A 22,239-nucleotide genomic window follows, 5' to 3' on the forward strand; every position below is an offset into this window, starting at 1 on the left:
CGGCACCCCGTCTTACGATGCCGGTGGGGCGCCGGCACTCCCTTGAACCCTCCGGACACACGATGCGGGAGACAGCCAGATGAGTCAGCGCAAGGTGCTGGTGCTCCACGGGCCCAACCTCAACCTGCTTGGTACCCGGCAGCCCGAGATCTATGGTCACGAGACGCTGGAGGACATCAACAACCAGTTGTATCGGGTGGCGGAACGGGGGAACTGGGAGCTTACCTGCCGCCAGAGCAACCACGAGGGTGAGCTGATCGACCTCATCCAGGCGGCTCGTCTGGATGGCACAGCGGCGATCATCATCAACCCGGCGGCCTATACCCACACCTCTGTGGCGATCCTGGATGCGCTCAATGCCTTCGAAGGCACGGTGATCGAGGTCCACCTCTCCAACGTCCACAAGCGCGAGAGCTTCCGGCACCACTCCTACGTCTCGCTGCGTGCCGACGGTGTCGTCGCCGGTCTCGGTAAACAGGGCTACCACGCCGCTCTGGATGCCCTGATCGAAGCCGCCAAGGGCTGAGCGATTCCGTCGATCCCTTCCCGCTTCACCCGCCCTTTGCCAAGCCTTCCCATGGGCGGGCCCGTGACGATTCAACAGCTTGCATTGCGCACGGCCAGGAAATCGACTTTCATTACGTGACAAAGTGTCGCAATCTTCTAGTCTGAGTTGATAGTCGCACGCTATTTCCTATTTTTTCGGCGCATCGGGAGACGCTCATGCCGGATGCTGACAAGAACCAGGCAACCTCTCACAAGAATGAGGAACTCAAGTTGTTCCTGTTCATCGTTCTTCTGCTGTTTCCGCTCCTGGCGATCGCTGTGGTGGGGGGCTATGGCTTCGCGGTGTGGATGTTGCAGATCTTCACCGGTCACCCTGGACCGCCAAGCTGAAGGGGAATGCCATGACGCCTTCAGCCAACAATCCTCAGGATCGTCGTCGCTTCTTCCGCTCCCTGGGTGGCTACGGCCCTGTCCGGCGCCCTCCCTGGACCGGCGACGACCTGATCGATCGCTGCACGCGCTGCGATGCCTGCATCGAAGCCTGCCCTGAGGGGGTGCTGCATCGCGGTAGCGGTGGCTTTCCGGAGATTCGCTTCGATCAGGAAGGCTGCACGCTGTGCGGCGACTGCGTCGAGAGTTGCGAGGCCGATGTCTTCGATATCCGACGCGAGGCCTTTCCGTGGCATGCCCGGGTTCAGCCCTCGTGTCTGGCGCTGTCGAGGATTCACTGCCAGAGCTGCCAGGACGCCTGTGATTGGGGCGCCATCCGCTTCCCGCCGGAGTTTGGCCGCCCACCGCGGCCACGAATCGACATCGACGCCTGCACGGGGTGCGGTGCCTGCCAGGCGCAATGTCCCAACGACTCCATCCTGATGGCGACCGACCAGGAGGCGCTCGATGCCGTCTGATGTCTTGCATGTCACCAGTTTCCTGGTCCATGTCCAACCGGCGAATCTACGAGATATCGCCGATTGGCTGGCCGCTCAGACCGATTGCGATGTGAGTGCCGAGGACCCCTCCGGCAAGCTCGTGGTGGTGGTCGAAAGCCCGCTAGAGAGCCGGGTTCTTGATCTCATCGACTCGGTCCAGTCGCTCTCCGGCGTGCTCGGTGCGGCACTCGTCTACCATGAACTGCTTGACCCGGATACCGCCGACGAACCACAACAAGAGGCCCCGTCATGAAACTGACTCGCCGTGAATTTGCCAAGGCCAACGCCGCCGCCGTTGCTGCGGCCACCGCGGGCATTGCCATGCCCGCCGGTGCCAGCAACCTGATTACCAATACAGAGCTGACACGGCCTAGCTGGAACAAGGCCCCCTGTCGCTTCTGCGGCGTGGGCTGCAGCGTGATGGTGGCGACCCAGAACGATCGCATCGTCGCCACCCATGGTGACACGGAGTCCGAGGTCAACCGCGGGCTGAACTGCGTCAAGGGCTACTTTCTCTCGAAGATCCTTTACGGCGAGGATCGCCTGCGCAAACCGCTGCTGCGCAAGCGCAACGGTGTCTACGACAAGCAGGGGGAGTTCGAGGAGGTCTCCTGGGACGAGGCGCTGGACCTGATGGCCGACAGGTTCAAGACGGCCATTCGCGAGCATGGCCCGGAAAGTGTGGCGATGTTCGGCTCCGGCCAGTGGACGATCTGGGAGGGCTATGCGGCGAGCAAGCTGTTCAAGGCCGGTTTCCGCTCCAACAACATCGATCCCAACGCTCGCCACTGCATGGCCTCGGCGGTCTTCGGCTTCGTGCGAACTTTCGGCTCAGACGAGCCGATGGGGGTCTACGACGATATCGAGCATGCCGATGCCTTCGTGCTCTGGGGATCGAACATGGCAGAGATGCACCCCGTGCTCTGGACCCGGGTCACCAACCGGCGGCTCTCCTTCCCCGAGACTCGAGTGGCGGTACTTTCCACCTTCGAGCATCGCAGCTTTGACCTCGCCGACATCCCCATGGTGATGACCCCCAATGCCGACATCGTCATCCTCAACTACATCGCCAACCACATCATCCAGACCGGGCGGGTCAACGAGGCGTTCGTGGAGAACCATGTCGGCTTCGCCCGGGCGGTGGATGACATCGGCTACGGGCTTCGCGATGAGCATCCGCTGCAGCAGGCTGCCGCCAATGCCGGCAATGCCAACGACTGGTCGGACATGACCTTCGAGGAATTCGCCGACTATGTCGCGCCCTTCACCCTGGAGCGTGCGGCGCGCGAATCGGGGGTCTCGGCGAGCCGTCTCGAGGAGATGGCGGAACTATATGCCGATCCCGACACCAAGGTGATGACCTTCTGGACCATGGGTGTCAATCAGCACACCCGGGGCGTCTGGGTGAATAACCTGATCTATAACCTGCACCTGCTGACCGGCAAGATCTCCGAGCCGGGCAACAGCCCCTTCTCGCTGACCGGTCAGCCTTCTGCCTGCGGCACGGCGCGAGAGGTAGGGACCTTCGCCCATCGCCTGCCCGCGGACATGGTGGTCATGAACCCCGAACATCGCAAGACGGCGGAGAAGATCTGGAAGCTGCCCGAAGGCACTGTGCCCGAGAAGGTCGGCTTCCATGCCGTGGAGCAGAGTCGCCGGCTCAAGGACGGCGATATCAAGGTCTACTGGACCCAGGTCTGTAACAACGTCCAGGCCGGCCCCAATACCATGCAGGAGACCTATCCCGGCTGGCGCAATCCCGAGGCCTTCGTCATCGTCTCCGATATCTACCCCACGGTGTCGGCCCAGGCTGCTGACCTCATCCTTCCAGCGGCCGGCTGGGTGGAGAAGGAGGGGGCCTTCGGCAACTCCGAGCGGCGCACCCAGTTCTTCCACCAGCTGGTCAGTGCTCCCGGGGAGGCACGCTCCGATCTCTGGCAGACCGTGGAGCTCGCCAAGCGGATCAGGGTCGACGAGGTGTGGCCCCAGGAACTCCTCGACAAGGCACCGGAACTTCGCGACAAGACCCTCTTCGAGTTGCTCTATGCCAATGGCCAGGTGGATCAGTATCCCCTGTCGGACATCGAGGAGGGCTTTGCCAATCAGGAGGCCGAGGCCCTGGGCTTCTATATACAGAAAGGACTCTTCGAGGAGTACGCCCGTTTCGGTCGTGGCAAGGGCAAGGACCTGGACCATTTTGACGTCTATCACCAGGTGCGCGGCAAGCGCTGGCCGGTAGTCGATGGTAAGGAGACCCTTTGGCGCTATCGAGAGGGCTATGATCCTTACGTGGAAGAGGGCAAGGGGGTACAGTTCTATGCCAAGCCCGACGATCGCGCCCTGATCTTTGCTGCTCCCTTTGACCCGCCCGCCGAGTCTCCAGACGAGACCTACCCCTTCTGGCTGTGTACCGGCCGTGTGCTGGAGCACTGGCACACCGGTTCCATGACGCGACGTGTGCCGGAGCTTCACAAGGCCGTGCCCGCGGCGCTGCTCTACATGCATGCGGAAGATGCCCGCGAACAGGGCATGCGACGCGGTAGCGAGGTAAAGGTGATCAGCCGGCGTGGTGAGGCGCGCCTGCGGGTCGAGACCCGGGGTCGAGTCAGGCCACCCCGGGGACTGGTCTACGTGCCCTTCTTCGATGCCAACCGATTGATCAACAAGGTGGTGCTGGATGCCACGGACCCCATCTCCAAGCAGACGGACTTCAAGAAGTGTGCGGTACGTCTGGAACTGATCAGTCTGGCCTGAGTGGCTACCAATACAAGGAGAGACATCATGAAATGGTTTGCAATCTCCAGCTTGGTGACTGCCCTGGCCCTTTTCGGGGTGGTGGTGGCCGATGAACTAAGCGATCCTCCTGCGCCTGATGGCCTGCGTCCCGGGGGGACCATCAGCGAGATACAGCCGGCCCCCGAAATTGCCGGTGAGACCACATTGCAAGGCCGAATGGAACGCAACTGGCCCGAGCAACCGCCGGTGATCCCCCACAACATCCGCGACTACCAGGTCGATGCACGCTTCAATCGCTGCCTGACCTGTCACAGCCGCGGCGAGGCGGTGGAGGCCGGTGCTCCCATGGTCAGCGTGTCCCACTTTAGGGGTCGCAATGATCAGGTGCTGCTGGCGGTATCCCCGGACCGCTACTTCTGCGTCCAGTGCCATGTTCCCCAGACCGATGCCGAGCCGCTCGTGGGCAATAGTTTCCGTACGGCGGAACAGGTGCTGACCGAGATGCTCAAGCGTCAGGAGGAGGGGCAATGAAAGATTGGCTGGCACGCTACTGGCGGATTCTCACTCGACCCAGTGTCCACTTCAGCCTGGGGTTCCTGACTCTCGGCGGCTTCATTGCCGGGGTGCTGTTCTGGGGTGGCTTCAATACGGCGCTGGAAGCCACCAATACCCAACAGTTCTGTACCTCCTGCCATGAGATGCAGCGCCCCCTGCAAGAGATGCAGGACACCATCCACTACACCAACCGTTCGGGAGTGCGGGCACAGTGTGCCGACTGCCACGTGCCCCATGACTGGACAGACAAGATGGCACGCAAGATGGAGGCCTCCAAGGAGGTATGGGGCTGGGTCTTCGGCACCATCGACACCGAGGAGGAGTTCGAGGCCAAGCGCCGCGTACTGGCCGAGCGGGAGTGGGCGCGCCTCGAGGCCAACGACTCCCTGGAGTGTCGCAACTGTCACGAATTCGACTACATGGACTTCACCAGGCAGAGCCCGCGAGCGACAGATGCTCACTCCACCTCCCTCGCCTCGGGTGAGGCGACCTGTATCGACTGCCACAAGGGCATTGCCCACGAGCTACCCGATATGGGGGAGGACTTCCAGACAGGAGCGACAGGATCGCCGGGATTCGACTCCTGGGTGGCCCACCTCGAGAGGGATGGATGATCCACCAGACCCGCCTCCCCGGCGGGTCTTGTCCATAACGTCAACCGCCAACGTCAGCTGTCGGCATCAGGTGCGATCGGTATCCTTGCGAGTCTCATCCTTGATTTCATAGTCGCCTTCCAGCACCTGCTGCTCCCGGTCGCCGGTATTGCGCCCCGCGTAATAGCGGGTCTCGCGATAGTGGACAGAGCCCTCCACGTCCTCGGCCTGTTCGGCGCGCATCTGTTCCATGCGCTTCTTCATGCGATGGCGCAGGAAGGGCATCATCGCCCAGCCGATGAGCAGGAAGAACAGCCCCAGCACCATGGCGACGATCATCATGACGCCAAATAGTAGCCAGGTGAGCAGCAGCTTCAGGCCGCCCAGCGGGCCACTGGCATGGGTCTGGCGGGCGCGCTCCTGCCACTGCTGGGCGGCTCGCCAGGCGGCATTCTGGTGTGAGTCGCGGCGCGGGTCATGGGGATCGGGCATGAAAAACTCCAGTGTCTTGGAAGGGGCGTCGGCCAGCCGGCGCCCCGTGAATGATTGCCCCTTGGAAAGCGGGTGAAGTGCTTGGTTCCGAGGATGGGTCAGGATGCGACCAGGCGCCACAGCGCGGCGGTCAGGATCCCGGCCGCAATCGCCGGCAACGGTTTGCGCAGCACCAGCATCACCCCCGCCGTGGCGACCAGGGCCATCCGCGCCCCACCGTCGCCGTTCACGGCCATGGGGGTGATCACCGCCACCAGCACCGAGCCGGCCATGGCGTTGATGAAGCGCTCGACACGTGGGCCGATGGGCAGACGTGCCATCACGAAGACCCCGCCGGCGCGGGTCAGGTAGGTGACCAGCGCCATGATCAGGATGGCCAGCAGCACGCCACCGTTCGCGGCCGTCAGGGTCATGCCGTCGTCTCCCTGCGCGCGGATGGCAGGAGGAGGCCCACCAAGCCGCCCGCCAGCGCCCCCACGATCACGTGGGCATGGGGCGGCAGCCAGGCCATCGCTGCCAGGGCGGCCAGGGCCGCGGCGCCCCAGGGCAGCAGCACGCTGAGGTCGCGCTTGTCGCCTATCACCATGGCCAGCAGGAAGCAGCCCATGATGGCGTCCAGCCCGAAGCGCTCGGGCTCATTGATGCCACTGCCGAAGACTACGCCGAGGCCGGTGCCGATCATCCAGGAGGTCCACAGCGCGAGGCCGCCACCGACCAGGATGCCCAATCGCGAGGCCGTGGTTCCCCCGGTCATGGCCATGGCCCAGTTGGCATCGCTGAGCAGCAGCAGGCTAGCGTAGCGGCGCCCGCTGGGCAGATCACGCAGATGCGGATAGAAGGCGGCGCCCATCAGCAGGTGGCGGGCATTGATCGCCAGGGTGATGGCGACCAGCGGCAGCAGCGGGATGGTATCGCCCCATAGGTCCAGGGTCGCGAACTGGGCAGCCCCCGCAAACACCAGACCGCTCATCAGGAGCGTCTCGAGCTCGGAGAGTCCTTGCTGCAGGGCCGCCACCCCGAAGGCCAGCCCGAAGACGATGACGAACAGCGATATTGGTGCCATGCGCCGGAAGCCCTCGACGAGATGGCCAAGGGTCGGTCGCGAGCTGTCGGGTTGGCTCATGAGCGCCACATCTCGGTGACGATCTCGTAGCTTCTAAGCCGGTCCTCGGCGGCGTAGACATCGGTATTGAGCATCAGCTCATCGGCACCGGTCAGCTCCAGGAAGCGCTCCAGGCCCATGCGCACTGTCTCGGGGCCGCCGATTACCGCGGCGCCCAGGAACTGCTCCACCTGGGCCTGCTCCCTGGGCGACCAGTCCAGCGCTTCTACCGGCGGCAGGGCCTTGATGCGCTGGCCGCGTATCATGCCCAGGAACTTTCGGCGTGCCGTGGAGGCCAGGTAGTCCGCCTGGAGGTCGTTCTCGGCGGCAATCACCGGCAGGCCGACCATGGCATGGGGCGCCTCGAGGAACGCCGAGGGCCGGAAATTGTCGCGGTAGAGCTTGAGCGCCTCGAACAGCTGGGCGGGCGCGAACTGGGCGGCGAAGGCGAAGGGCAGCCCCTCGCGGGCCGCCAGGCGAGCGCTGAAGTCGCTGGAGCCGAGCAGCCAAAGCGGTACCTTTGTGCCCTGGCCGGGGACCGCCCGCACCCGCTGGCCCGGCCGCTCGTCGTTGAGGAAGCCCTTGAGCTCGGCCAGTCGCTGGGGGAAGTCATCGACGCCGGCATAAGGGTCGCGGCGCATGGCGGCCATGGTGGGGCCGTCGGATCCCGGCGCGCGACCCAGTCCCAGGTCGATGCGTCCGGGATAGAGGGTCTCCAGGGTGCCGAACTGCTCGGCCACCACCAGCGGCGGGTGATTGGGCAGCATGATGCCGCCGCTGCCTACCCGGATTCGCTCGGTGGCGCCGGCGATATGCCCGATCAGCACCGCGGTGGCGGCGCTGGCGATGCCTTCGATGCTGTGGTGCTCGGCCAGCCAGTAGCGCGTAAAGCCGAGTCGCTCGGTGAGCCGGGCCAGCGCCACGCTTTCTCTGAAGCTGTCGGCAGCGCTGCCGCCCTCGCGGATCGGGGCCAGGTCGAGCACGGAAAGGGGCGTGTCAGCGAGTCGGGACATATCGTGGGGAACTCCGGAAACAATTAGCCTGCTGAGTTTCTCCTAGCATCGGGGCGCTCGGGATGGAATGCAATGCCCCCGCTGGCGATCACAGTCGATGGTGGTGGCCAGCCGCCTCGGCAGGCCGTAAGCTCTGAGAACAATGGTGAAATCGGACTTCGACCATGACCCTCATCCGCGCCGACCATGGCGAACCCCGTCGCGGTGCCACCCGACGGCGCCGTCGACGGCGTCTCGACTGGGCCCGCTTCGATCGCTGGCTCGACCTCGTGGTGGTCGTGGCAGTGAGCATCGCCGTGCTGGTAGGCATCGTGGCCCTGGTGCTCACCCTGCTTTTCTAGCAGCCTGCAATGCTATTTTTCACGGATAAAGGATGGTCAGCCCATGCTGGGATTCCTGCAGGGATTTTCGTACGGCCTCTTCATGACATGCTTACCGTGGCTGCTGGTGGGTCTGGCCAAGCCGCGCCTGGCGGTGCCGGTCGAGCCGCCCAGCCGCTTGCAGGTCATCCTGCGCTACGCCCTGTTGGTGCCCTTCATCAGCATGCTTCTGTGGCTGACCTCGCTGTGGGGCGGCTTCGGACCCACCCTGATGGGATGGCTCGCGGGACTGGTGGCGATTCCGGTGGCCTTGCCGCTGGAACGTCGGCTGCGTGGCTGGTTCGCTCGGCGGCGTGAGAAGCGCCGGCAGGCGAGCCTGGCGGCCGAGGCCGCTCGTCGCCGTGAGCAACAGCAGCGCGACGCCCACGAGGCCGACCTGACGGTGCTCGATCCCGCTCAGCCTCCGGCGGATGCCGACGACCTTGTGCTGGCCCTGTGTCGGGCCAAGCAGGGGTTGGTCGACGCACGGCGGCCCGACCTGGCGGTTCAGGCCGACCGCGTCTACAGTCGCTACCGCCACGTGCTGGGCGTGCTGGGTAGCCGCTTCGATAGCGGTGAGCTGGCCTTCGCCCGCGCCCGTGGGCTGGTGGCCGAGGTCTGCCGCGGCGCGGTGGACACCCTCGATGCCATGGCCTCCCAGGCCCGTGGCGTGGCAAACGTGGACGGTGACTTCGTACGTCGTCGCCTGAGTCGTGAGGGTCGGCAGCTGGGTACAGCGGAACGTGCCGCCCTGATGCGCCGGCTGGAGCTGCTCGAGGAAACCGAGAAGGGGCTGCGCGAGCTGGCAGCGCGCAATGAGTCAGCGTTGACCGTCCTCGACGACACCGCCGTTTCCATGGCGCGCATCGAGACCGGGCGCCCCCAGGCGTCGGTCACCACCGAGCAGGCGCTGGAGGAGCTGCGCCGCTTCGTCTCCCGTGCCGACCGCTACGGGCGTGGCAAGTCCTGAGTCCGGTCCTTCACACGCTCATACCCGATCCTTTCCGAGGTGCCCATGACCCAGCAACCCGAACGCGATTCCCACCTGTCACTGCCCCCGGTGGAGGAGATCGCCAGTCAGCTCGACAGAGACGTGTCTGAGGGTAGCTCAGAGGACGCGTCGCTGACGGCCCAGGCCGATACCTTCGTCGATGAGCTGGTTACCGACGGCGATGCGGACGCCCTGGCGCGCCAGCGACGCGCTATCGATGAGCTGGGGCTGGAGTTGCAGCAGCAGGCTGCCCACCAGAGCGCCATGCTGCAGACCCCGCTGCGCCAGCTGGCCCACCACGGGGATGAGGGCGGCCCCGTGGCCAAGGCCCTGATCGACCTGCGCGGCCGGATGCAGGAGCTGGACCCTTCGAAACACCGGCTATCGCCGGGTCCGCTGGATCGCCTGCTGGCGCGTCTCCCGGGCGCCGGCAGTCGCCTGCAGCGCTACTTCCAGAAATTCGAGACGGCCCAGCAAGCGTTGGATGCGATCATCGCCGACCTGGAGGCAGGGCGTGACATGCTGCATCGCGACAACCTCACCCTGAGCGACGACCAGCAGTCCCTGCGCGAGAGCCTCGCCCAACTGGATCGTCAGGTCGCCCTGGGGCGGCTGATCGACGAGCGGCTGCAGGCCGCTATCGCGCGCCGCGACGAGGACGACTCCCAGCGGCGCTTTCTCGAGGAGGAGCTGCTGTTCCCATTGCGCCAGCGTATCGTCGACCTTCAGCAGCAGCTGGCTGTGAGCCAGCAGGGGGTGTTGGCGCTGGAGGTGATCATTCGCAACAACCGCGAGCTGATGCGTGGCGTCGATCGCGCCATCAACGTCACCGTCTCGGCACTGACCGTGGCGGTCACGGTCGCCCTGGCCCTCGCCAACCAGCGGCTGGTGCTGGATCGCGTCGAGGCGCTCAATACCACGACCTCGGAGATCATCGGCGGCACCGCGCGGGCGCTGCGCCAGCAGGGTGTTGATATCCAGCAGCGAGCTTCGTCGGCGATGCTCGACATGCAGGCCCTGGAGGAGGCCTTCGGCGAGGTGATGGGGGCCATCGACGACCTGTCCCGCTATCGCCGCGAGGCCTTGCCCAAGCTGGACGACCAGATCGACCGTTTGGCGGTTCTGTCCGGCCAGGGCAACGAGGCCATCGGTCGCCTGCAGCGCGGTCGCGAGGGGCAGGACACCGCCGAGCGCGACCGCCATGGGTGATCCTTCAACGCGCGGACTGGGCTATGCTGCTCCAATGCGTCGGGTTCGGCGCGCCACATGAGGCAGGGCAATGGACAAGGTCAAGAACATTTTCGTAGTGGGACTCAACGACTTCAACCGCCAGCGTCTCGAGACGCTGCACGGCGCTGGGCAATGGCGGTTCCACGGGGTAATTGCCCCCGAGGCGGTCTACGATACCGAAGAGTTTGACATCGATGCCATGCTGTCAGAGGCCACGGCGCAGCTCGAGGCTTTCGACGAGCCCATCGACGCCATCGTCGGCTACATGGACTTTCCTGTCTCGACCATGTTGCCGATCCTCTGTGAACGTTTCGGTGTCCGCAGCACTTCGCTGACGAGCCTGCTCAAGTGCGAACACAAGTACTGGAGTCGCCGTGTTCAGCGCGAGGTGATCTCTGACCATATCCCGGGCTTCACCGCCTTCGATCCCTTCGATGACGACGCGATGACGCGCATCGGCGAGGCGGGACTCTATTTCCCCTTCTTCGTCAAGCCGATCAAGTCGTCTGGCTCGCGGCTGGGCTTTCGCATCGAGACGCCCGAGGACTTCTATCACGCTATCGAGCAGCTGCGCGAGTCGATCGGCACCATCGCCGACCCCTTCAATACGGTGCTGGAACAGGCGCAACTGCCCCCGGAAATCGCTGCCGTGGACGGACACTTCTGCATGGCAGAGGAGATCATCGGCGGCTGGCAGTGCACCGTGGAGGGCTACGTCTTCGACGGGAAGGTGGTCAGCTACGGTATCGTCGATTCACTGCGCTATCCGCAGGTACTGAGCTTCTTCCATTACCGTTATCCGTCCGGGCTCCCCGAGGATATACAGGCCATCATGATCGAGCTGACCGATCGCATCATGACCCATATCGGTTACGACAATGCGGCCTTCAACATCGAATACTTCTGGGACGAAGTGCAGGGCCGGGTCTGGCTACTGGAGATCAACACACGTATCTCCCAATCGCATTGCGACCTCTTTGAGAAAGTCGATGGCGTCAGCAACCAGCAGGTGACAATCGACCTGGGGCTGGGGCAGCGGCCCGACATGCCCCATCGCGAGGGCGAATTTCCCATGGCGGCGAAGTTCTTCCACCGGGTATTCTTCACCGATGCGGTGGTGACACGGGTTCCCACCGACGCGGAGCTCGCGGAACTCCATGCCGATTTCCCCGGTTCCCAGATCGCCGTGCAGGTTGAGGAAGGGCAGCAGCTCTCCTCTATGCCCGAGCAGGACGCCTACAGTTTTGCACTGGCGCATGTTTATCTGGGTGCGTCATCGGCCGAGCAGTTGCTCGCGGACTTCGATCGTCTGGTGGCGCGACTGGCGTTCGAGTTCGACGACATCCAGGGCTGAGGTTTCCGGGAGCGGCACGCAAGATCACAAGTAAGGAGACACATGCGCATCGTTACCGATTTTCCTCGCCGGGTGATGGAGGAGGAGACCTGGATCCCGCTGCCCGATGGCAGTCGACTGGCGGCCAGGATCTGGCGTCCGGTAGACGCCGAGATCCATCCCGTGCCGGCGATCCTCGAGTACCTGCCCTACCGCAAGCGTGACCTCACCGCCGAGCGTGACGTCCAGATGCATCCCTATTGGGCGGGCCACGGCTATGCCGGGGTGCGGGTCGACATCCGCGGCACCGGCGAGTCGGACGGCGTGCTCACCGACGAGTATCTGCCCAGCGAGCTCGAGGACGGGCTGGCCGTCCTCGCCTGGCTGGAGGCCCAGCCCTGGTGTACCGGCGATGTCGGCATGATCGGTATCTCCTGGGGCGGCTTCAACGGCCTGCAGATCGCCGCCCTGCGCCCCCCGCAGCTCAAGGCGGTGATCACGTTGTGTTTCACCGACGACCGCTACGCCGACGACATCCACCACATGGGCGGCTGCCTGCTGGCCGACAACCTCTCCTGGGCCTCGACCATGTTCGATGGCAACGCCTGTCCGCCCGACCCCGAACTGGTAGGCGATCGCTGGCGGGAGATGTGGCTCGAACGCCTGGGAGGCAGCGGCATGTGGCTCGGCCAGTGGCTCGAGCACCAGCGACGCGACGCCTACTGGAAGCACGGCTCGGTATGCGAGGACTACTCGAGGATCCAGTGCCCGGTGTATGCCGTCAGTGGCTGGGCCGATGGCTACTGCAACGCCGTCTTCCGGGTGTTGGAGGGGCTCGAGGTGCCGCGCAAGGGGCTGGTCGGCCCCTGGGCCCACAAGTACCCGCACCTGGGCGTGCCGGGGCCGGCCATCGGCTTCCTGCAGGAATCGCTGCGCTGGTGGGACCAGTGGCTCAAGGGCGTCGATACCGGGATCATGGACGAGCCCATGCTGCGGGTCTGGATGCAGGAGTCGGTGCCCCCATCGGCGCGTTACGATGAGCGCCCCGGGCGCTGGATCGCCGAGCCGTCGTGGCCATCGCCGAATATCCTGCCAAGCTCGTTCCGGCTCACCGAGGGCCATGGCCTGTTGCCCGAAGCCGATGGTGAGGATGACGACGCCACCCTGGATATTCGCTCTCCGCTCTCGGTGGGGCTCTATGCCGGCAAGTGGTGCTCCTACAATGCCCCGCCGGACCTTCCCCACGACCAGCGCGATGAGGATGGCGGCTCGCTGATCTTCCAGACCCCCCGGCTCGATGCGCCGCTGGAGATCTGCGGATCGCCAATGGTCGAGCTCGAACTCTCCGCCGACCAGCCGGTGGCGATGGTGGCGTTGCGCCTCTCCGATATCGCCGAGGACGACAAGGCCACTCGGGTCTCCTATGGCCTGCTCAACCTCACCCACCGCGACAGCGACGAGCACCCCGAGCCGCTGGTGCCGGGCCAGCGCTATCGCGTCAGGATTCCGCTCAAGCACATCGCCCAGCAGTTCGCCGAAGGACATGCCATCCGGCTGGCGCTTTCCACCAGCTATTGGCCGCTGGCCTGGCCCGCCCCTCGGCCAGCCAGGCTCACCATCCATCCGAGTCGTTGCCGCCTGATCCTGCCGGTGCGGGCGCCGCGACCCGCCGAGGAAGCCGCGCTGCCGGCCTTCGACGAGCCGGAGGGCGCGCCTGCGCTGGCCAAGACGCTGCTGCAGCCGACCCAGGAGACCTGGCAGGTGATCCGCGACCTGGCCCAGGACCGCACCACCCTGGAAGTGATCAACGACGAGGGACGCTACCGGATCGACGACATCGATCTCGAGATTGCTGCCCGTGTCACGGAGCGTTACCAGTATTCCTACGGCAGCTACGACAGCGTCAGCGGTTGGACGGAGTGGCAGCGCAGCTTCAAGCGCGGTGACTGGGAGGTCAGCACCCTGACTCGCACCCAGTTGACCAGCGACCCGGACAATTTCCGTATCCGTGCCACCCTCGATGCCTGGGAGGGGGAAACCCGAATCTACGCGCAGACCTGGGATGAGACCATCCCGCGCGATCTCGTCTAGGGAAACACTGATTTATTGCTGCACTCGATATCTTGGCCGCCGGCGGTGCTCAACATCCTCACCTAGTAACGCATAGGCTCCGGTTTCTGCGCTCCGGCGGCGACCAACCTATCTTCGCTCGCGACATAAATCAGCAGTTCCCTAAGTCGTTCAGGTAGGCGGGGGCTGCTATGGTGACGTGCTTATCCTCTCAGGGACGTTTTCCATGAGCCTGACCGCCGCCGTGCCGACGACACCCCGCGCCTCGCGCAAGGAGATCCTCGGCTGGGCGATGTTCGACTTCGCCAACCAGGCCTATACTCTGCTGATAATCACCGTGGTGTTCGGCGAACTCTTCACCACGGTGATCGTCGGCGACCGCGGCGACAACTACCGGCTGGCCAACTTCCTTTGGAGCCTGGCGCTGGCGGTGAGTTATCTGCTGGTGGTGATCACCGGCCCGCTGTGTGGGGCAGTGATGGATTACCAGGCGTCCAAGAAGCGCTTCCTGTTCGTCAGCTACCTGGCCACCGTGGCGGCCACCGCCATGCTCTACTTCGTGGCGCCGGGTTATGTGATGCTGGGCCTGCTGCTGATCATGGTCTCCAACTATGCCTACTCCATGGGCGAGTCCTTCATTGCCGCCTTCCTGCCGGATCTCGGCCCGCCGCAGGACCTGGGCAAGATCTCCGGCTTCGGCTGGGCGCTGGGCTATGTGGGCGGGCTCTTCGCCGCGGGCTTCACGCTGGTGGTTCTAGGCGAGGCCACGGCCGAGAATTTCGAGCGTATTCGCTGGGTGGGGCCCTTCGCGGCGGGCTTTTTCCTGGTCACCGCCATCCCCACCTTCCTGTGGGTGAAGGAACGTGGTACGCCCCAGCCGCCCGGTAAGCCCTATCGCGAGATCGCCCTGGAGCGCGTCGCGACGACGCTGCACGAGCTGCGACGCTTCAGCGACCTGGGCATCTTTCTGGTCTCGCTGCTCTTTTCCATGGCCGGCGTCTACATCATCATCGCCTTCGCCTTCATCTACGGCGCCCAGGTGATCGGCTGGGACGAATCGGTCCGCAATATCATGTTCATCATCGTGCAGATCACCGCCGCCGTCGGGGCGCTGGGCTTCGGCTTCCTCCAGGATCGCATCGGCACCAAGGTCACCTACCTGATGACCCTGACCCTCTGGGTGGCGGCGATACTCGCCATCTGGGCCACACCGGAGGTCACCGCCCTTCTGCATGACCGGCTGGGACTCGACTGGGAGGCCCAGCATCTCTTCCTGGTGGTGGGGTGCCTGGCCGGTCTCTCCCTGGGTTCCAGCCAATCTGCCAGCCGCGCTCTGGTGGGGCTCTTCTCGCCGAGCCGCAAGGCCGCCGAATTCTTCGGCTTCTGGGGCCTGGCCAACAAGCTTGCCGGAGTGATCGGCATCATTGGCCTGGGATTGCTGCAGTCGCTGGTGGGGCTCAAGGCCTCGATCCTGCTCTGCGTGGTGCTCTTCGTCATCGCCATCCTGGTCTGCCTGTTCGTCGATCAGGCACGCGGCCAACAGGCAGCCCGCGATTGGGAAGCACGCATCGGACGCTAGGATGTCGGTGACCCGTCGCGGAATGCCCTTATGGCATCATGGTCTCAAAGGAGAGTCGTCGGGAGGGAAGATCATGAGTGACGAACGCGCCACACGCCGGGCCGGCCTGGGCATGATGCTGCTGTTCTGGGTGCTCTTCCTGGGGGGCGGGGCCTGGTGGTTCCACGGTTACCTGGAGGCGCAGCGCAACCCCAATGCCCACCTTGCCAATGTCGTGGTGGGAGAAGGCGAGCCGGTGGTGCTGGAGCGCAACCGCGCCGGTCACTTCGTGGCCACCGGGCGCATCAACGACCAGCCGGTGGAGTTCCTGGTGGACACCGGTGCCACCTATGTCGCGGTCCCGGCGGAGATGGCCGAGCAGCTGGGGCTCGAGAGCATCGGCAGCGCCTGGTTCAATACCGCCAACGGTCGGGTGCGCGGCGAGCTGACGCGACTCGACGAGGTGAGCCTGGGTGGCTTCTCCGCGCGGGAGGTCCGCGGCTCCATCAGTCCGGGCCTAAGCGGCGAGACGGCCCTGCTAGGGATGAGCTTCCTCGGCCGCTTCGATATCGAGATCCGTGACTCGCGTATGGTCCTGCACCCTCCGCAAAACAACTGAGGTACGTATGGCGAAGCCGAAACGGGGCCGCTGCGCCGAGCAGCCCAAACAGATTCCTGCGACCGGGTGGTTGGACATCGTATGGCGCGTCAAGCAGCAGGTTACTCAGGATCTCCTCGCCATGATGTCCGCCGGTATCGCCTTCAATGCCATGCTGGCGCTCTTCCCGACGATCGCCGCGATCATCTCGATCTGGGCGCTGGTGATGGACCCCCAGGACCTGGCGAGTCGGATCGTGGAGCTCAGCCGCTATCTGCCGCCCGATGCCTCCAGCCTGATCAACGACCAGGCACGCCAGATAGGCGAGACGACCAGCACCGGCCTCAGTCTGACGGCCCTGGGGAGTGTGGTGCTGGCAATGTTCATCGCCTCCAAGGGGGTACTATGGATGGTGATAGGACTGAATGTGGTATACGGCGAGGTGGATAGCCGAGGAGCGTTGCAGCGTGGCTGGATCGTCGCGACGCTGACGCTCGGGTTGATCCTGGTCCTGTTGACCACCATCGCCTTCATCGCCTTCTTTCCATTGGCCATCGGCATGCTGAATCTCGATACCCTGATGGTCACGATCATCGTGTGGCTGCGCTGGCCGGTGCTCCTGCTGGTGATGATGCTGGTCATCGCCGTCTTCTATCGTTTCGGACCCGATCGGCGGCCGCCGCGCTGGAAGTGGATCAGCGCCGGTTCCGTCGTCGCAACGCTACTGTGGATGATCGGTTCCGCCGGGCTATCGTTCTATTTCAGTAGCGTGATCAACCCGAGTGATATCTATGGTTCCCTGGGGGCGGTGGTGGTACTGATGCTATGGTTCTGGCTCTCGGCGTTCATCGTCTTGCTGGGCGCGGAGCTCAACGTGGAGATGGAGCGCCAGACCTATCGCGATACCACCGTCGGCGCCTCCCGACCCCCGGGGGAGCGAGACGCTTACGCTGCCGACACCTTGGGCCGTGAGTGGCCATTGCGACGTTTCGGCCGGAGGCGCCGCGCCGCCGATCACGACGCTACCAATCAAGGAGATGCCCCGTGACACTGACCGAGCAGCTGGGCATCGGCGTGCCGATCCTCCAGGCCCCCATGGCGGGCGCTCAGGGCAGCGAGCTGGCCATTGCCGTCTCCCGTGCCGGCGGCCTCGGTGCGCTGCCCTGCGCGATGCTCTCACCCGAGGCCATGGCGGAAGAGTTCCAGGCCATCCGCAACGCGATCTCGGGCCCGGTCAACGTCAATTTCTTCTGTCACACGCAGCCCTCGCCCGATCCCGAGCGGCAGGCGCGCTGGCACGAGTCGCTGGCGCCCTGGTATGCCGAATTCGGCCTCGATATCGAAGCAGTGCCGGCCGGGGCTGGGCGGCGTCCCTTCGATCATGCGGCCTGCGACGCCCTCGAACCCTTCCGCCCGGAGGTGGTGAGCTTCCATTTCGGCCTGCCGGCGCCGGAACTGCTGGCGCGGGTGAAGGCCTGGGGCGCTTTGGTGTTCTCCACGGCCACCACGGTGGAGGAGGCGCGCTGGCTCGAGGCCCGCGGCGCCGATGCAGTGATCGCCCAGGGGCTCGAGGCCGGTGGCCATCGGGGTCTCTTCCTGACCGAGGACCTGACTACCCAGATGGGCACCTTGGCGTTGCTGCCCCAGATCCGGGAGGCGGTGGACGTGCCAGTGATCGCCGCCGGTGGCATTGCCGAGGCACGGGGCATGACGGCGGCGCTGGCCCTGGGCGCCGAGGCCGTCCAGGTCGGCACCGCCTTCCTCTGCTGTCCGGAATCCCGTGTCTCGGCCATCCATCGCCGGGCGCTGATGAGCGAGGCCGCGCGCCATACGGCCCTGACCAACCTCTACAGCGGCCGTCCGGCCCGGGGCATCGTCACCCGGCTGATGCGCGAGCTGGGGCCGATCAGCGAGGCAGCGCCGTCCTTCCCGTTGGCCACTGCGGCCATCGCCCCGCTGCGCGCCGCCGCCGAGGCCCGTGGCCTTGGCGACTTCTCCCCGCTGTGGGCCGGGCAGAACGCCAGCCACTGCCGCGAGGTGCCCGCCGGCGAGGTGATTGCCGAGTTGGCTCGAGGCCTGCCCCGCTGACGGTGCCATGTCGGTGCTGATATCATGGATGCATGAACAGTATCCCTGCCGCTGCGCCTGTCACCGCCTCCCTGGAGGACCCGCGCTACTACCTGACGAACTTTCGCTTCTTGCTGGCATGGGTGGCCGAGCGCCACGCTGACCTGCTGGACGCGGCTGAGCACGGGTTCCTGACGGACTTCGACGCCCTGCCCGAGGCCTCGCAGGCGCTGCTGGTGCGCATGGTGATGCGCAAGGGCGAGCACTTTCGCACCTCGCGCTTGAGCTATCCCGAGATCGGCGACACCGAGACTGCGCTGGCCCCCCTGATCGAGGCGGGCCTGGTCGAAGCCATTCCCGAGCTTTGCCTGGGGGAACTCTTCCGCCAGTTGCGCCTTCCCGAGCTGCGCCGTGCCCTGGCCACGGAGATCGCCGCCATGGGGCTACCCGCCGCCACCGGCAAGGCTGCGCTGCTCGAGGCCCTGGCACCGCGGCTCGACGAGCCTCGCCTGCTTCCCGACTGGTGGCCCGAGACGCAGGACCGTGTCGTGCGCCTCGCCGTGATGGCGACCTGCGACCGACTGCGGCTGATGTTCTTCGGCAACCTGCGCCAGGACTGGGCCGAGTTCGTGCTCACCGAGCTCGGCCTGCAACGTTTCGAGCGGGTGGCGATCACGCCGGACTCCCGGGCCTTCCGGCGTCGCGATGAGGTGGATGCCTATTTGACCCTGCACCGCCTGCGCGAACGGCTCGAGGCCGGGGAGGCGGTATCGGTGCTGCAGTCTGAGCTCCCCGCGCCGCTGGCCGACAACGCCTGGCTAGCGGCGCGGCATCGGCGGCTCTGCGTGGTGCTGGGTCGCCAGGCAGAGCGGGAAGGTGAGGGCGAATCGGCCCTCACCCTCTATGCCGGGGCCGGCTGGCCGGACGCGGTCCCGGTCGGCAGCGTCGAGGCGCGCATCCGCCACCTGCGCCTGCTGGAACGTCGCGGGGAGCATGCCGCAGCCCTGGCCCTGGCCGAGCCTCTGCTAGAGGCCCCGGCAAACGAGGAGGAAGCCCAGGCGCTGGGACGGCTGGTGCCACGGCTGCGTCGTCGGGTGGGGCTTTCCCCGCGGGCGAACCGGCGCGAGCCGACCCATCAGCAGTCGACCCTGACCCTGCCGCCCGGCCCGGTGGAGGCCGCGGTGCGGGACCATCTGCATCATGATGGGGCGCCGGTCCACTACGTGGAGAACAGCCTGCTCACCGGGCTCTTCGGGCTGCTCTGCTGGGAGGCGCTCTTCGCGCCGCTTCCGGGTGCCTTCTTCCACCCCTTTCATCACGGTCCGGCGGATCTCTTCCGCGAGGACTTCGTGGCACGTCGCCGTGCCCTGTTCGATGCCTGCCTGGCCCGGCTCGATGATGGCAGGTATCGCGAGGCGATCCGTGCCACCTGGCGAGAAAAGCACGGGCTGGCCTCGTCTTTCGTGCACTGGGGCTTGCTCGACGAAGAACTGCTCGAGCGGGCGCTGGCCTGCTTTCCGGCCGCTGATCTGCGCGCTTGTTTCGAGCGGCTGCTCGTTGATCTCAAGGCCAACCGGGCCGGCCTGCCGGACCTGATTCAGTTCCTTCCCGAGGCTCCCGAAGGCGAACCGCAATACCGGTTGATCGAGGTGAAGGGGCCGGGCGACCGATTGCAGGACAATCAGCGGCGTTGGCTGGCCTTCTTCCATGCCCGAGGCATACCCGCCTTGGTCTGCCATGTGCGTTGGGGGATGGACGGAGAGCGAGCGATGGACGACGAATGAGCGAGGTGGCGCGCTATCGCGTAGCGGTGCGCACGCTGTGCGACTTCACCGCTCGCGAGGGAGACCTGGACCACCGCTTCACCCCCGCCCCCAGCGCCCGGGAAGGCATCGAGGGGCATGCCCGGGTGGCAAAGCGGCGTGGCGAGGGCTACGAGGCCGAGCTGCCGCTCTCCGCTACCTTCGAGGGGCTAAGTGTGAGTGGCCGTGCCGATGGCTTCGACCCGGCAGCCAACCGCCTGGAGGAGGTCAAGACCCATCGTGGTCATCTGGAGCGCATGGCCGACAACCAGCGTGCCCTTCACTGGGCCCAGGTCTCCGTCTACGGTGCGCTGCTGTGTGCCGAGCGTCGCCTCGATTCGCTGACCCTGGCGCTGGTCTACCTGGACATCACCACCGGTCGGGAAACCGTGTTGACCAAGGAGGCCAGCGCCATCGAGCTGCAGGCCTTCTTCGAGACCCAATGCCGTCGCTTCCTGGCCTGGGCGGAACAGGAAGCCCGGCATCGCGAGCGTCGTGATACCGCACTCGGCGAGCTCGCCTTTCCCCACGATAGCTTCCGTCCCGGCCAGCGCGACCTGGCGGAGAGTGTCTACAAGGCGGCGAGCACCGGCCGCTGCTTGCTGGTCCAGGCCCCCACCGGCATCGGCAAGACCCTTGGCACCCTCTTCCCGCTGCTCAAGGCCATGCCCCGCCAGGGACTCGACCGCGTGGCCTTCCTGACCATGAAGACGCCGGGGCGCCGGCTGGCGCTGGATGCCCTGGCCATCCTCGGTGCCGCGGAGAGAGCAGGGAGCCCGGACGCCGGAAGCCCGGACTCCACGTTCCGGCCGCTGCGGGTGCTGGAACTCACCGCTCGGGACAAGGCCTGCGAGTATCCTGACCGGGCCTGCCACGGCGAAGCCTGCCCGCTGGCGGCGGGTTTCTACGACCGGCTGCCGGCGGCGCGCCAGGCCGCCGTGGCACATGGCTGGCTGGACCGCGAGGCGCTGCGCGGGGTGGCCCTTGACCACGGTGTCTGTCCCTACTACCTGGGCCAGGAGCTGGCGCGCTGGTGCGACCTGATCGTTGGTGACGTCAACCACTGGTTCGATGCCAATGCCCTGTTGCATGGCCTCGCCCGGGCCAACGGCTGGCGCCTGGGGCTGCTGGTGGACGAGGCCCACAACCTGGTGGAACGGGCCCGGGGCATGTACAGCGCCGAGCTTGACCAGCGTCGCCTTGCCCGTCTGCGCCGTGAGGCCCCCGCAGCCCTGAAGCGTCCCCTGGGGCGCCTGGCCGGGCAGTGGCAGTCGCTGGTCAAAGAGGCGGGGATGAGCGAGGTCGGCGAGCCGGGGCGGCCGGCCTACCGGGTGCTCGACGGTCTGCCCGGCGGGATGGTCGCGGCCCTGCAGGGAGTCGCCAGCGCCATCACCGAGTACCTTGGCGAGCACCCTGGCCAGGCCTCCCTTGCGCTCCAAGAGCTGCTCTTCGAGGCGCTGGCCTTCACCCGCCTGGCGGAGTCCTTCGGCGACCACTCGCTGTGCGACCTGGCCCGCCACGGACGCGGCCAGGCTGTGCTGGGACTGCGCAACCTGGTGCCGGCGGATTTTCTGGCGCCGCGCTTCGCGGCGGCTCAGTCGGCGGTGCTCTTCTCGGCGACCCTGAGTCCCGCCCACTACCATCGGGACCTGCTGGGCCTGCCGGCCGCCACGGTATGGCGGGAAGTCGCCACGCCGTTTGCCGCCGAGCAGCTCGAGGTGCGCATCCGTGCCGACATCTCCACCCGGTTACGTGACCGAGAGGCATCCCTTGCGCCCATCGTCGACGAACTGGCCGGCCAGTACCGTCGCCGCCCGGGCCACTATCTCGCTTTCTTCAGCAGCTTCGCCTACCTGGAGGCGGCCCTGGCACGGCTGCAGGAGGCCCATCCACAGATTCCCGTGCGTGCCCAGACCCGCGGCATGCGCGAGGAGGCACGCGACGCCTTCCTGGCTGGTTTCGCGCCGGGCGGGCAGGGGATCGGCTTCGCGGTACTGGGCGGGGCCTTCGCCGAGGGCATCGACCTGCCCGGCGAGCGACTGATCGGCGCCTTCATCGCCACCCTGGGGCTGCCGCCCTTCGACGACTTCAACGAAGCGCTCAAGGGGCGGCTGGCGGCGCGTTTCGGCCGCGGCGACGACTACGCCTACCGCATCCCCGGCCTGATCAAGGTGGTGCAGGCGGCGGGCCGGGTGATCCGCGGCCCCGACGACGAGGGCACGGTGGTGCTGATGGACGACCGCTTCGCCCGGCGCGAGGTGCGGGCCCGGCTGCCGGGGTGGTGGGCGGTCGACTAAAGGCGCC

At 66.0% G+C, this 22,239-nt stretch carries 22 protein-coding genes; 18 read left to right on the forward strand and 4 right to left on the reverse strand.

The window, feature by feature from the left end; all coding sequences use genetic code 11:
• The first annotated feature begins 79 nt into the window (after positions 1 to 79).
• The 7 genes from aroQ (at position 80) to BMY30_RS11010 (ending at position 5,341) form a co-directional block, all read left to right on the forward strand.
• Positions 80 to 526: a type II 3-dehydroquinate dehydratase gene (gene aroQ, locus BMY30_RS10980; RefSeq protein WP_089713561.1), complete on the forward strand. Its 447-nt coding sequence runs from the start codon at positions 80 to 82 to the stop codon at positions 524 to 526.
• A 197-nt stretch (positions 527 to 723) separates the two neighbouring features.
• The gene (locus BMY30_RS10985) at positions 724 to 897 is read left to right on the forward strand and encodes a periplasmic nitrate reductase, NapE protein (RefSeq protein ID WP_089713564.1); all 174 of its coding nucleotides are present in this window, start codon (positions 724 to 726) and stop codon (positions 895 to 897) included.
• Positions 898 to 908: 11 nt separating this feature from the next.
• Positions 909 to 1,415, forward strand: coding sequence for a ferredoxin-type protein NapF (gene napF, locus BMY30_RS10990; RefSeq protein ID WP_089713566.1), 507 nt, complete (start codon positions 909 to 911; stop codon positions 1,413 to 1,415).
• Positions 1,405 to 1,689 (forward strand): chaperone NapD, encoded by a 285-nt coding sequence (locus tag BMY30_RS10995; protein WP_089713568.1) that lies wholly within the window; start codon positions 1,405 to 1,407, stop codon positions 1,687 to 1,689. Before napF ends, BMY30_RS10995 begins: the two co-directional genes overlap by 11 nt.
• The gene (gene napA / locus BMY30_RS11000) at positions 1,686 to 4,190 is read left to right on the forward strand and encodes a nitrate reductase catalytic subunit NapA (protein ID WP_089713571.1); all 2,505 of its coding nucleotides are present in this window, start codon (positions 1,686 to 1,688) and stop codon (positions 4,188 to 4,190) included. Before BMY30_RS10995 ends, napA begins: the two co-directional genes overlap by 4 nt.
• A gap of 27 nt (positions 4,191 to 4,217) precedes the next feature.
• Complete coding sequence (locus tag BMY30_RS11005; protein WP_089713572.1) at positions 4,218 to 4,703, forward strand: nitrate reductase cytochrome c-type subunit; 486 nt, start codon at positions 4,218 to 4,220, stop codon at positions 4,701 to 4,703.
• The gene (locus BMY30_RS11010; protein WP_089713575.1) at positions 4,700 to 5,341 is read left to right on the forward strand and encodes a NapC/NirT family cytochrome c; all 642 of its coding nucleotides are present in this window, start codon (positions 4,700 to 4,702) and stop codon (positions 5,339 to 5,341) included. Before BMY30_RS11005 ends, BMY30_RS11010 begins: the two co-directional genes overlap by 4 nt.
• Positions 5,342 to 5,407: 66 nt before the next feature.
• On the opposite strand, the gene BMY30_RS11015 is transcribed toward BMY30_RS11010, so the two are convergent.
• From BMY30_RS11015 to BMY30_RS11030, 4 genes are all read right to left on the reverse strand, one after another.
• Positions 5,408 to 5,812 (reverse strand): hypothetical protein, encoded by a 405-nt coding sequence (locus BMY30_RS11015; protein WP_089713577.1) that lies wholly within the window; start codon positions 5,810 to 5,812, stop codon positions 5,408 to 5,410.
• A gap of 98 nt (positions 5,813 to 5,910) precedes the next feature.
• Complete coding sequence (locus BMY30_RS11020; RefSeq protein ID WP_089713581.1) at positions 5,911 to 6,225, reverse strand: AzlD family protein; 315 nt, start codon at positions 6,223 to 6,225, stop codon at positions 5,911 to 5,913.
• Positions 6,222 to 6,935, reverse strand: a complete 714-nt coding sequence (locus tag BMY30_RS11025) for an AzlC family ABC transporter permease (RefSeq protein WP_089713583.1) — start codon at positions 6,933 to 6,935, stop codon at positions 6,222 to 6,224. The genes BMY30_RS11020 and BMY30_RS11025 overlap by 4 nt, the downstream gene beginning before the upstream one ends.
• Positions 6,932 to 7,927: an LLM class flavin-dependent oxidoreductase gene (locus tag BMY30_RS11030; protein ID WP_089713585.1), complete on the reverse strand. Its 996-nt coding sequence runs from the start codon at positions 7,925 to 7,927 to the stop codon at positions 6,932 to 6,934. Before BMY30_RS11030 ends, BMY30_RS11025 begins: the two co-directional genes overlap by 4 nt.
• A 164-nt stretch (positions 7,928 to 8,091) precedes the next feature.
• Between BMY30_RS11030 and BMY30_RS17860 the strand changes: the two genes are divergently transcribed.
• From BMY30_RS17860 to BMY30_RS11080, 11 genes are all read left to right on the forward strand, one after another.
• Positions 8,092 to 8,268, forward strand: a complete 177-nt coding sequence (locus BMY30_RS17860) for a hypothetical protein (RefSeq protein WP_170840124.1) — start codon at positions 8,092 to 8,094, stop codon at positions 8,266 to 8,268.
• Positions 8,269 to 8,311: 43 nt separating this feature from the next.
• Positions 8,312 to 9,256: a cobyrinic acid a,c-diamide synthase gene (locus BMY30_RS11035; RefSeq protein ID WP_089713587.1), complete on the forward strand. Its 945-nt coding sequence runs from the start codon at positions 8,312 to 8,314 to the stop codon at positions 9,254 to 9,256.
• Positions 9,257 to 9,301: 45 nt separating this feature from the next.
• A complete protein-coding gene (locus BMY30_RS11040) occupies positions 9,302 to 10,486 on the forward strand; it encodes a toxic anion resistance protein (protein WP_089713589.1) in 1,185 nt (394 codons plus the stop codon).
• Between the two features lie 70 nt (positions 10,487 to 10,556).
• A complete protein-coding gene (locus tag BMY30_RS11045) occupies positions 10,557 to 11,861 on the forward strand; it encodes an ATP-grasp domain-containing protein (protein WP_089713591.1) in 1,305 nt (434 codons plus the stop codon).
• A 42-nt stretch (positions 11,862 to 11,903) separates the two neighbouring features.
• On the forward strand, positions 11,904 to 13,931 hold the full coding sequence (locus tag BMY30_RS11050) for a CocE/NonD family hydrolase (protein WP_089713593.1): 2,028 nt from the start codon (positions 11,904 to 11,906) through the stop codon (positions 13,929 to 13,931).
• Positions 13,932 to 14,136: 205 nt separating this feature from the next.
• Positions 14,137 to 15,489, forward strand: a complete 1,353-nt coding sequence (locus tag BMY30_RS11055) for an MFS transporter (protein ID WP_089713596.1) — start codon at positions 14,137 to 14,139, stop codon at positions 15,487 to 15,489.
• A 73-nt stretch (positions 15,490 to 15,562) separates the two neighbouring features.
• Positions 15,563 to 16,087 carry a retropepsin-like aspartic protease family protein gene (locus BMY30_RS11060; RefSeq protein ID WP_089713597.1) on the forward strand — a complete coding sequence of 175 codons (525 nt, stop codon included), beginning with the start codon at positions 15,563 to 15,565 and terminating at the stop codon, positions 16,085 to 16,087.
• Positions 16,088 to 16,094: 7 nt separating this feature from the next.
• Positions 16,095 to 17,114 carry a YihY/virulence factor BrkB family protein gene (locus tag BMY30_RS11065; protein ID WP_089713599.1) on the forward strand — a complete coding sequence of 340 codons (1,020 nt, stop codon included), beginning with the start codon at positions 16,095 to 16,097 and terminating at the stop codon, positions 17,112 to 17,114.
• Positions 17,111 to 18,154, forward strand: a complete 1,044-nt coding sequence (locus BMY30_RS11070; RefSeq protein WP_211607307.1) for an NAD(P)H-dependent flavin oxidoreductase — start codon at positions 17,111 to 17,113, stop codon at positions 18,152 to 18,154. The genes BMY30_RS11065 and BMY30_RS11070 overlap by 4 nt, the downstream gene beginning before the upstream one ends.
• Before the next feature lie 32 nt (positions 18,155 to 18,186).
• The gene (locus BMY30_RS11075; protein WP_089713601.1) at positions 18,187 to 19,917 is read left to right on the forward strand and encodes a VRR-NUC domain-containing protein; all 1,731 of its coding nucleotides are present in this window, start codon (positions 18,187 to 18,189) and stop codon (positions 19,915 to 19,917) included.
• Complete coding sequence (locus tag BMY30_RS11080) at positions 19,914 to 22,232, forward strand: ATP-dependent DNA helicase (protein ID WP_089713604.1); 2,319 nt, start codon at positions 19,914 to 19,916, stop codon at positions 22,230 to 22,232. The genes BMY30_RS11075 and BMY30_RS11080 overlap by 4 nt, the downstream gene beginning before the upstream one ends.
• Positions 22,233 to 22,239: the final 7 nt, after the last annotated feature.

Source organism: Halomonas daqiaonensis (genome assembly GCF_900109725.1).
GTDB lineage: Bacteria > Pseudomonadota > Gammaproteobacteria > Pseudomonadales > Halomonadaceae > Halomonas > Halomonas daqiaonensis.

Coding starts and splice junctions, on each gene's coding strand:
- aroQ (WP_089713561.1), top strand. CDS start 80: ATGAGTCAGCGCAAGGTGCTGGTGCTCCACGGGCCCAACCTCAACCTG.
- BMY30_RS10985 (WP_089713564.1), top strand. CDS start 724: ATGCCGGATGCTGACAAGAACCAGGCAACCTCTCACAAGAATGAGGAA.
- napF (WP_089713566.1), top strand. CDS start 909: ATGACGCCTTCAGCCAACAATCCTCAGGATCGTCGTCGCTTCTTCCGC.
- BMY30_RS10995 (WP_089713568.1), top strand. CDS start 1,405: ATGCCGTCTGATGTCTTGCATGTCACCAGTTTCCTGGTCCATGTCCAA.
- napA (WP_089713571.1), top strand. CDS start 1,686: ATGAAACTGACTCGCCGTGAATTTGCCAAGGCCAACGCCGCCGCCGTT.
- BMY30_RS11005 (WP_089713572.1), top strand. CDS start 4,218: ATGAAATGGTTTGCAATCTCCAGCTTGGTGACTGCCCTGGCCCTTTTC.
- BMY30_RS11010 (WP_089713575.1), top strand. CDS start 4,700: ATGAAAGATTGGCTGGCACGCTACTGGCGGATTCTCACTCGACCCAGT.
- BMY30_RS11015 (WP_089713577.1), bottom strand. CDS start 5,812: ATGCCCGATCCCCATGACCCGCGCCGCGACTCACACCAGAATGCCGCC.
- BMY30_RS11020 (WP_089713581.1), bottom strand. CDS start 6,225: ATGACCCTGACGGCCGCGAACGGTGGCGTGCTGCTGGCCATCCTGATC.
- BMY30_RS11025 (WP_089713583.1), bottom strand. CDS start 6,935: ATGAGCCAACCCGACAGCTCGCGACCGACCCTTGGCCATCTCGTCGAG.
- BMY30_RS11030 (WP_089713585.1), bottom strand. CDS start 7,927: ATGTCCCGACTCGCTGACACGCCCCTTTCCGTGCTCGACCTGGCCCCG.
- BMY30_RS17860 (WP_170840124.1), top strand. CDS start 8,092: ATGACCCTCATCCGCGCCGACCATGGCGAACCCCGTCGCGGTGCCACC.
- BMY30_RS11035 (WP_089713587.1), top strand. CDS start 8,312: ATGCTGGGATTCCTGCAGGGATTTTCGTACGGCCTCTTCATGACATGC.
- BMY30_RS11040 (WP_089713589.1), top strand. CDS start 9,302: ATGACCCAGCAACCCGAACGCGATTCCCACCTGTCACTGCCCCCGGTG.
- BMY30_RS11045 (WP_089713591.1), top strand. CDS start 10,557: ATGGACAAGGTCAAGAACATTTTCGTAGTGGGACTCAACGACTTCAAC.
- BMY30_RS11050 (WP_089713593.1), top strand. CDS start 11,904: ATGCGCATCGTTACCGATTTTCCTCGCCGGGTGATGGAGGAGGAGACC.
- BMY30_RS11055 (WP_089713596.1), top strand. CDS start 14,137: ATGAGCCTGACCGCCGCCGTGCCGACGACACCCCGCGCCTCGCGCAAG.
- BMY30_RS11060 (WP_089713597.1), top strand. CDS start 15,563: ATGAGTGACGAACGCGCCACACGCCGGGCCGGCCTGGGCATGATGCTG.
- BMY30_RS11065 (WP_089713599.1), top strand. CDS start 16,095: ATGGCGAAGCCGAAACGGGGCCGCTGCGCCGAGCAGCCCAAACAGATT.
- BMY30_RS11075 (WP_089713601.1), top strand. CDS start 18,187: ATGAACAGTATCCCTGCCGCTGCGCCTGTCACCGCCTCCCTGGAGGAC.
- BMY30_RS11080 (WP_089713604.1), top strand. CDS start 19,914: ATGAGCGAGGTGGCGCGCTATCGCGTAGCGGTGCGCACGCTGTGCGAC.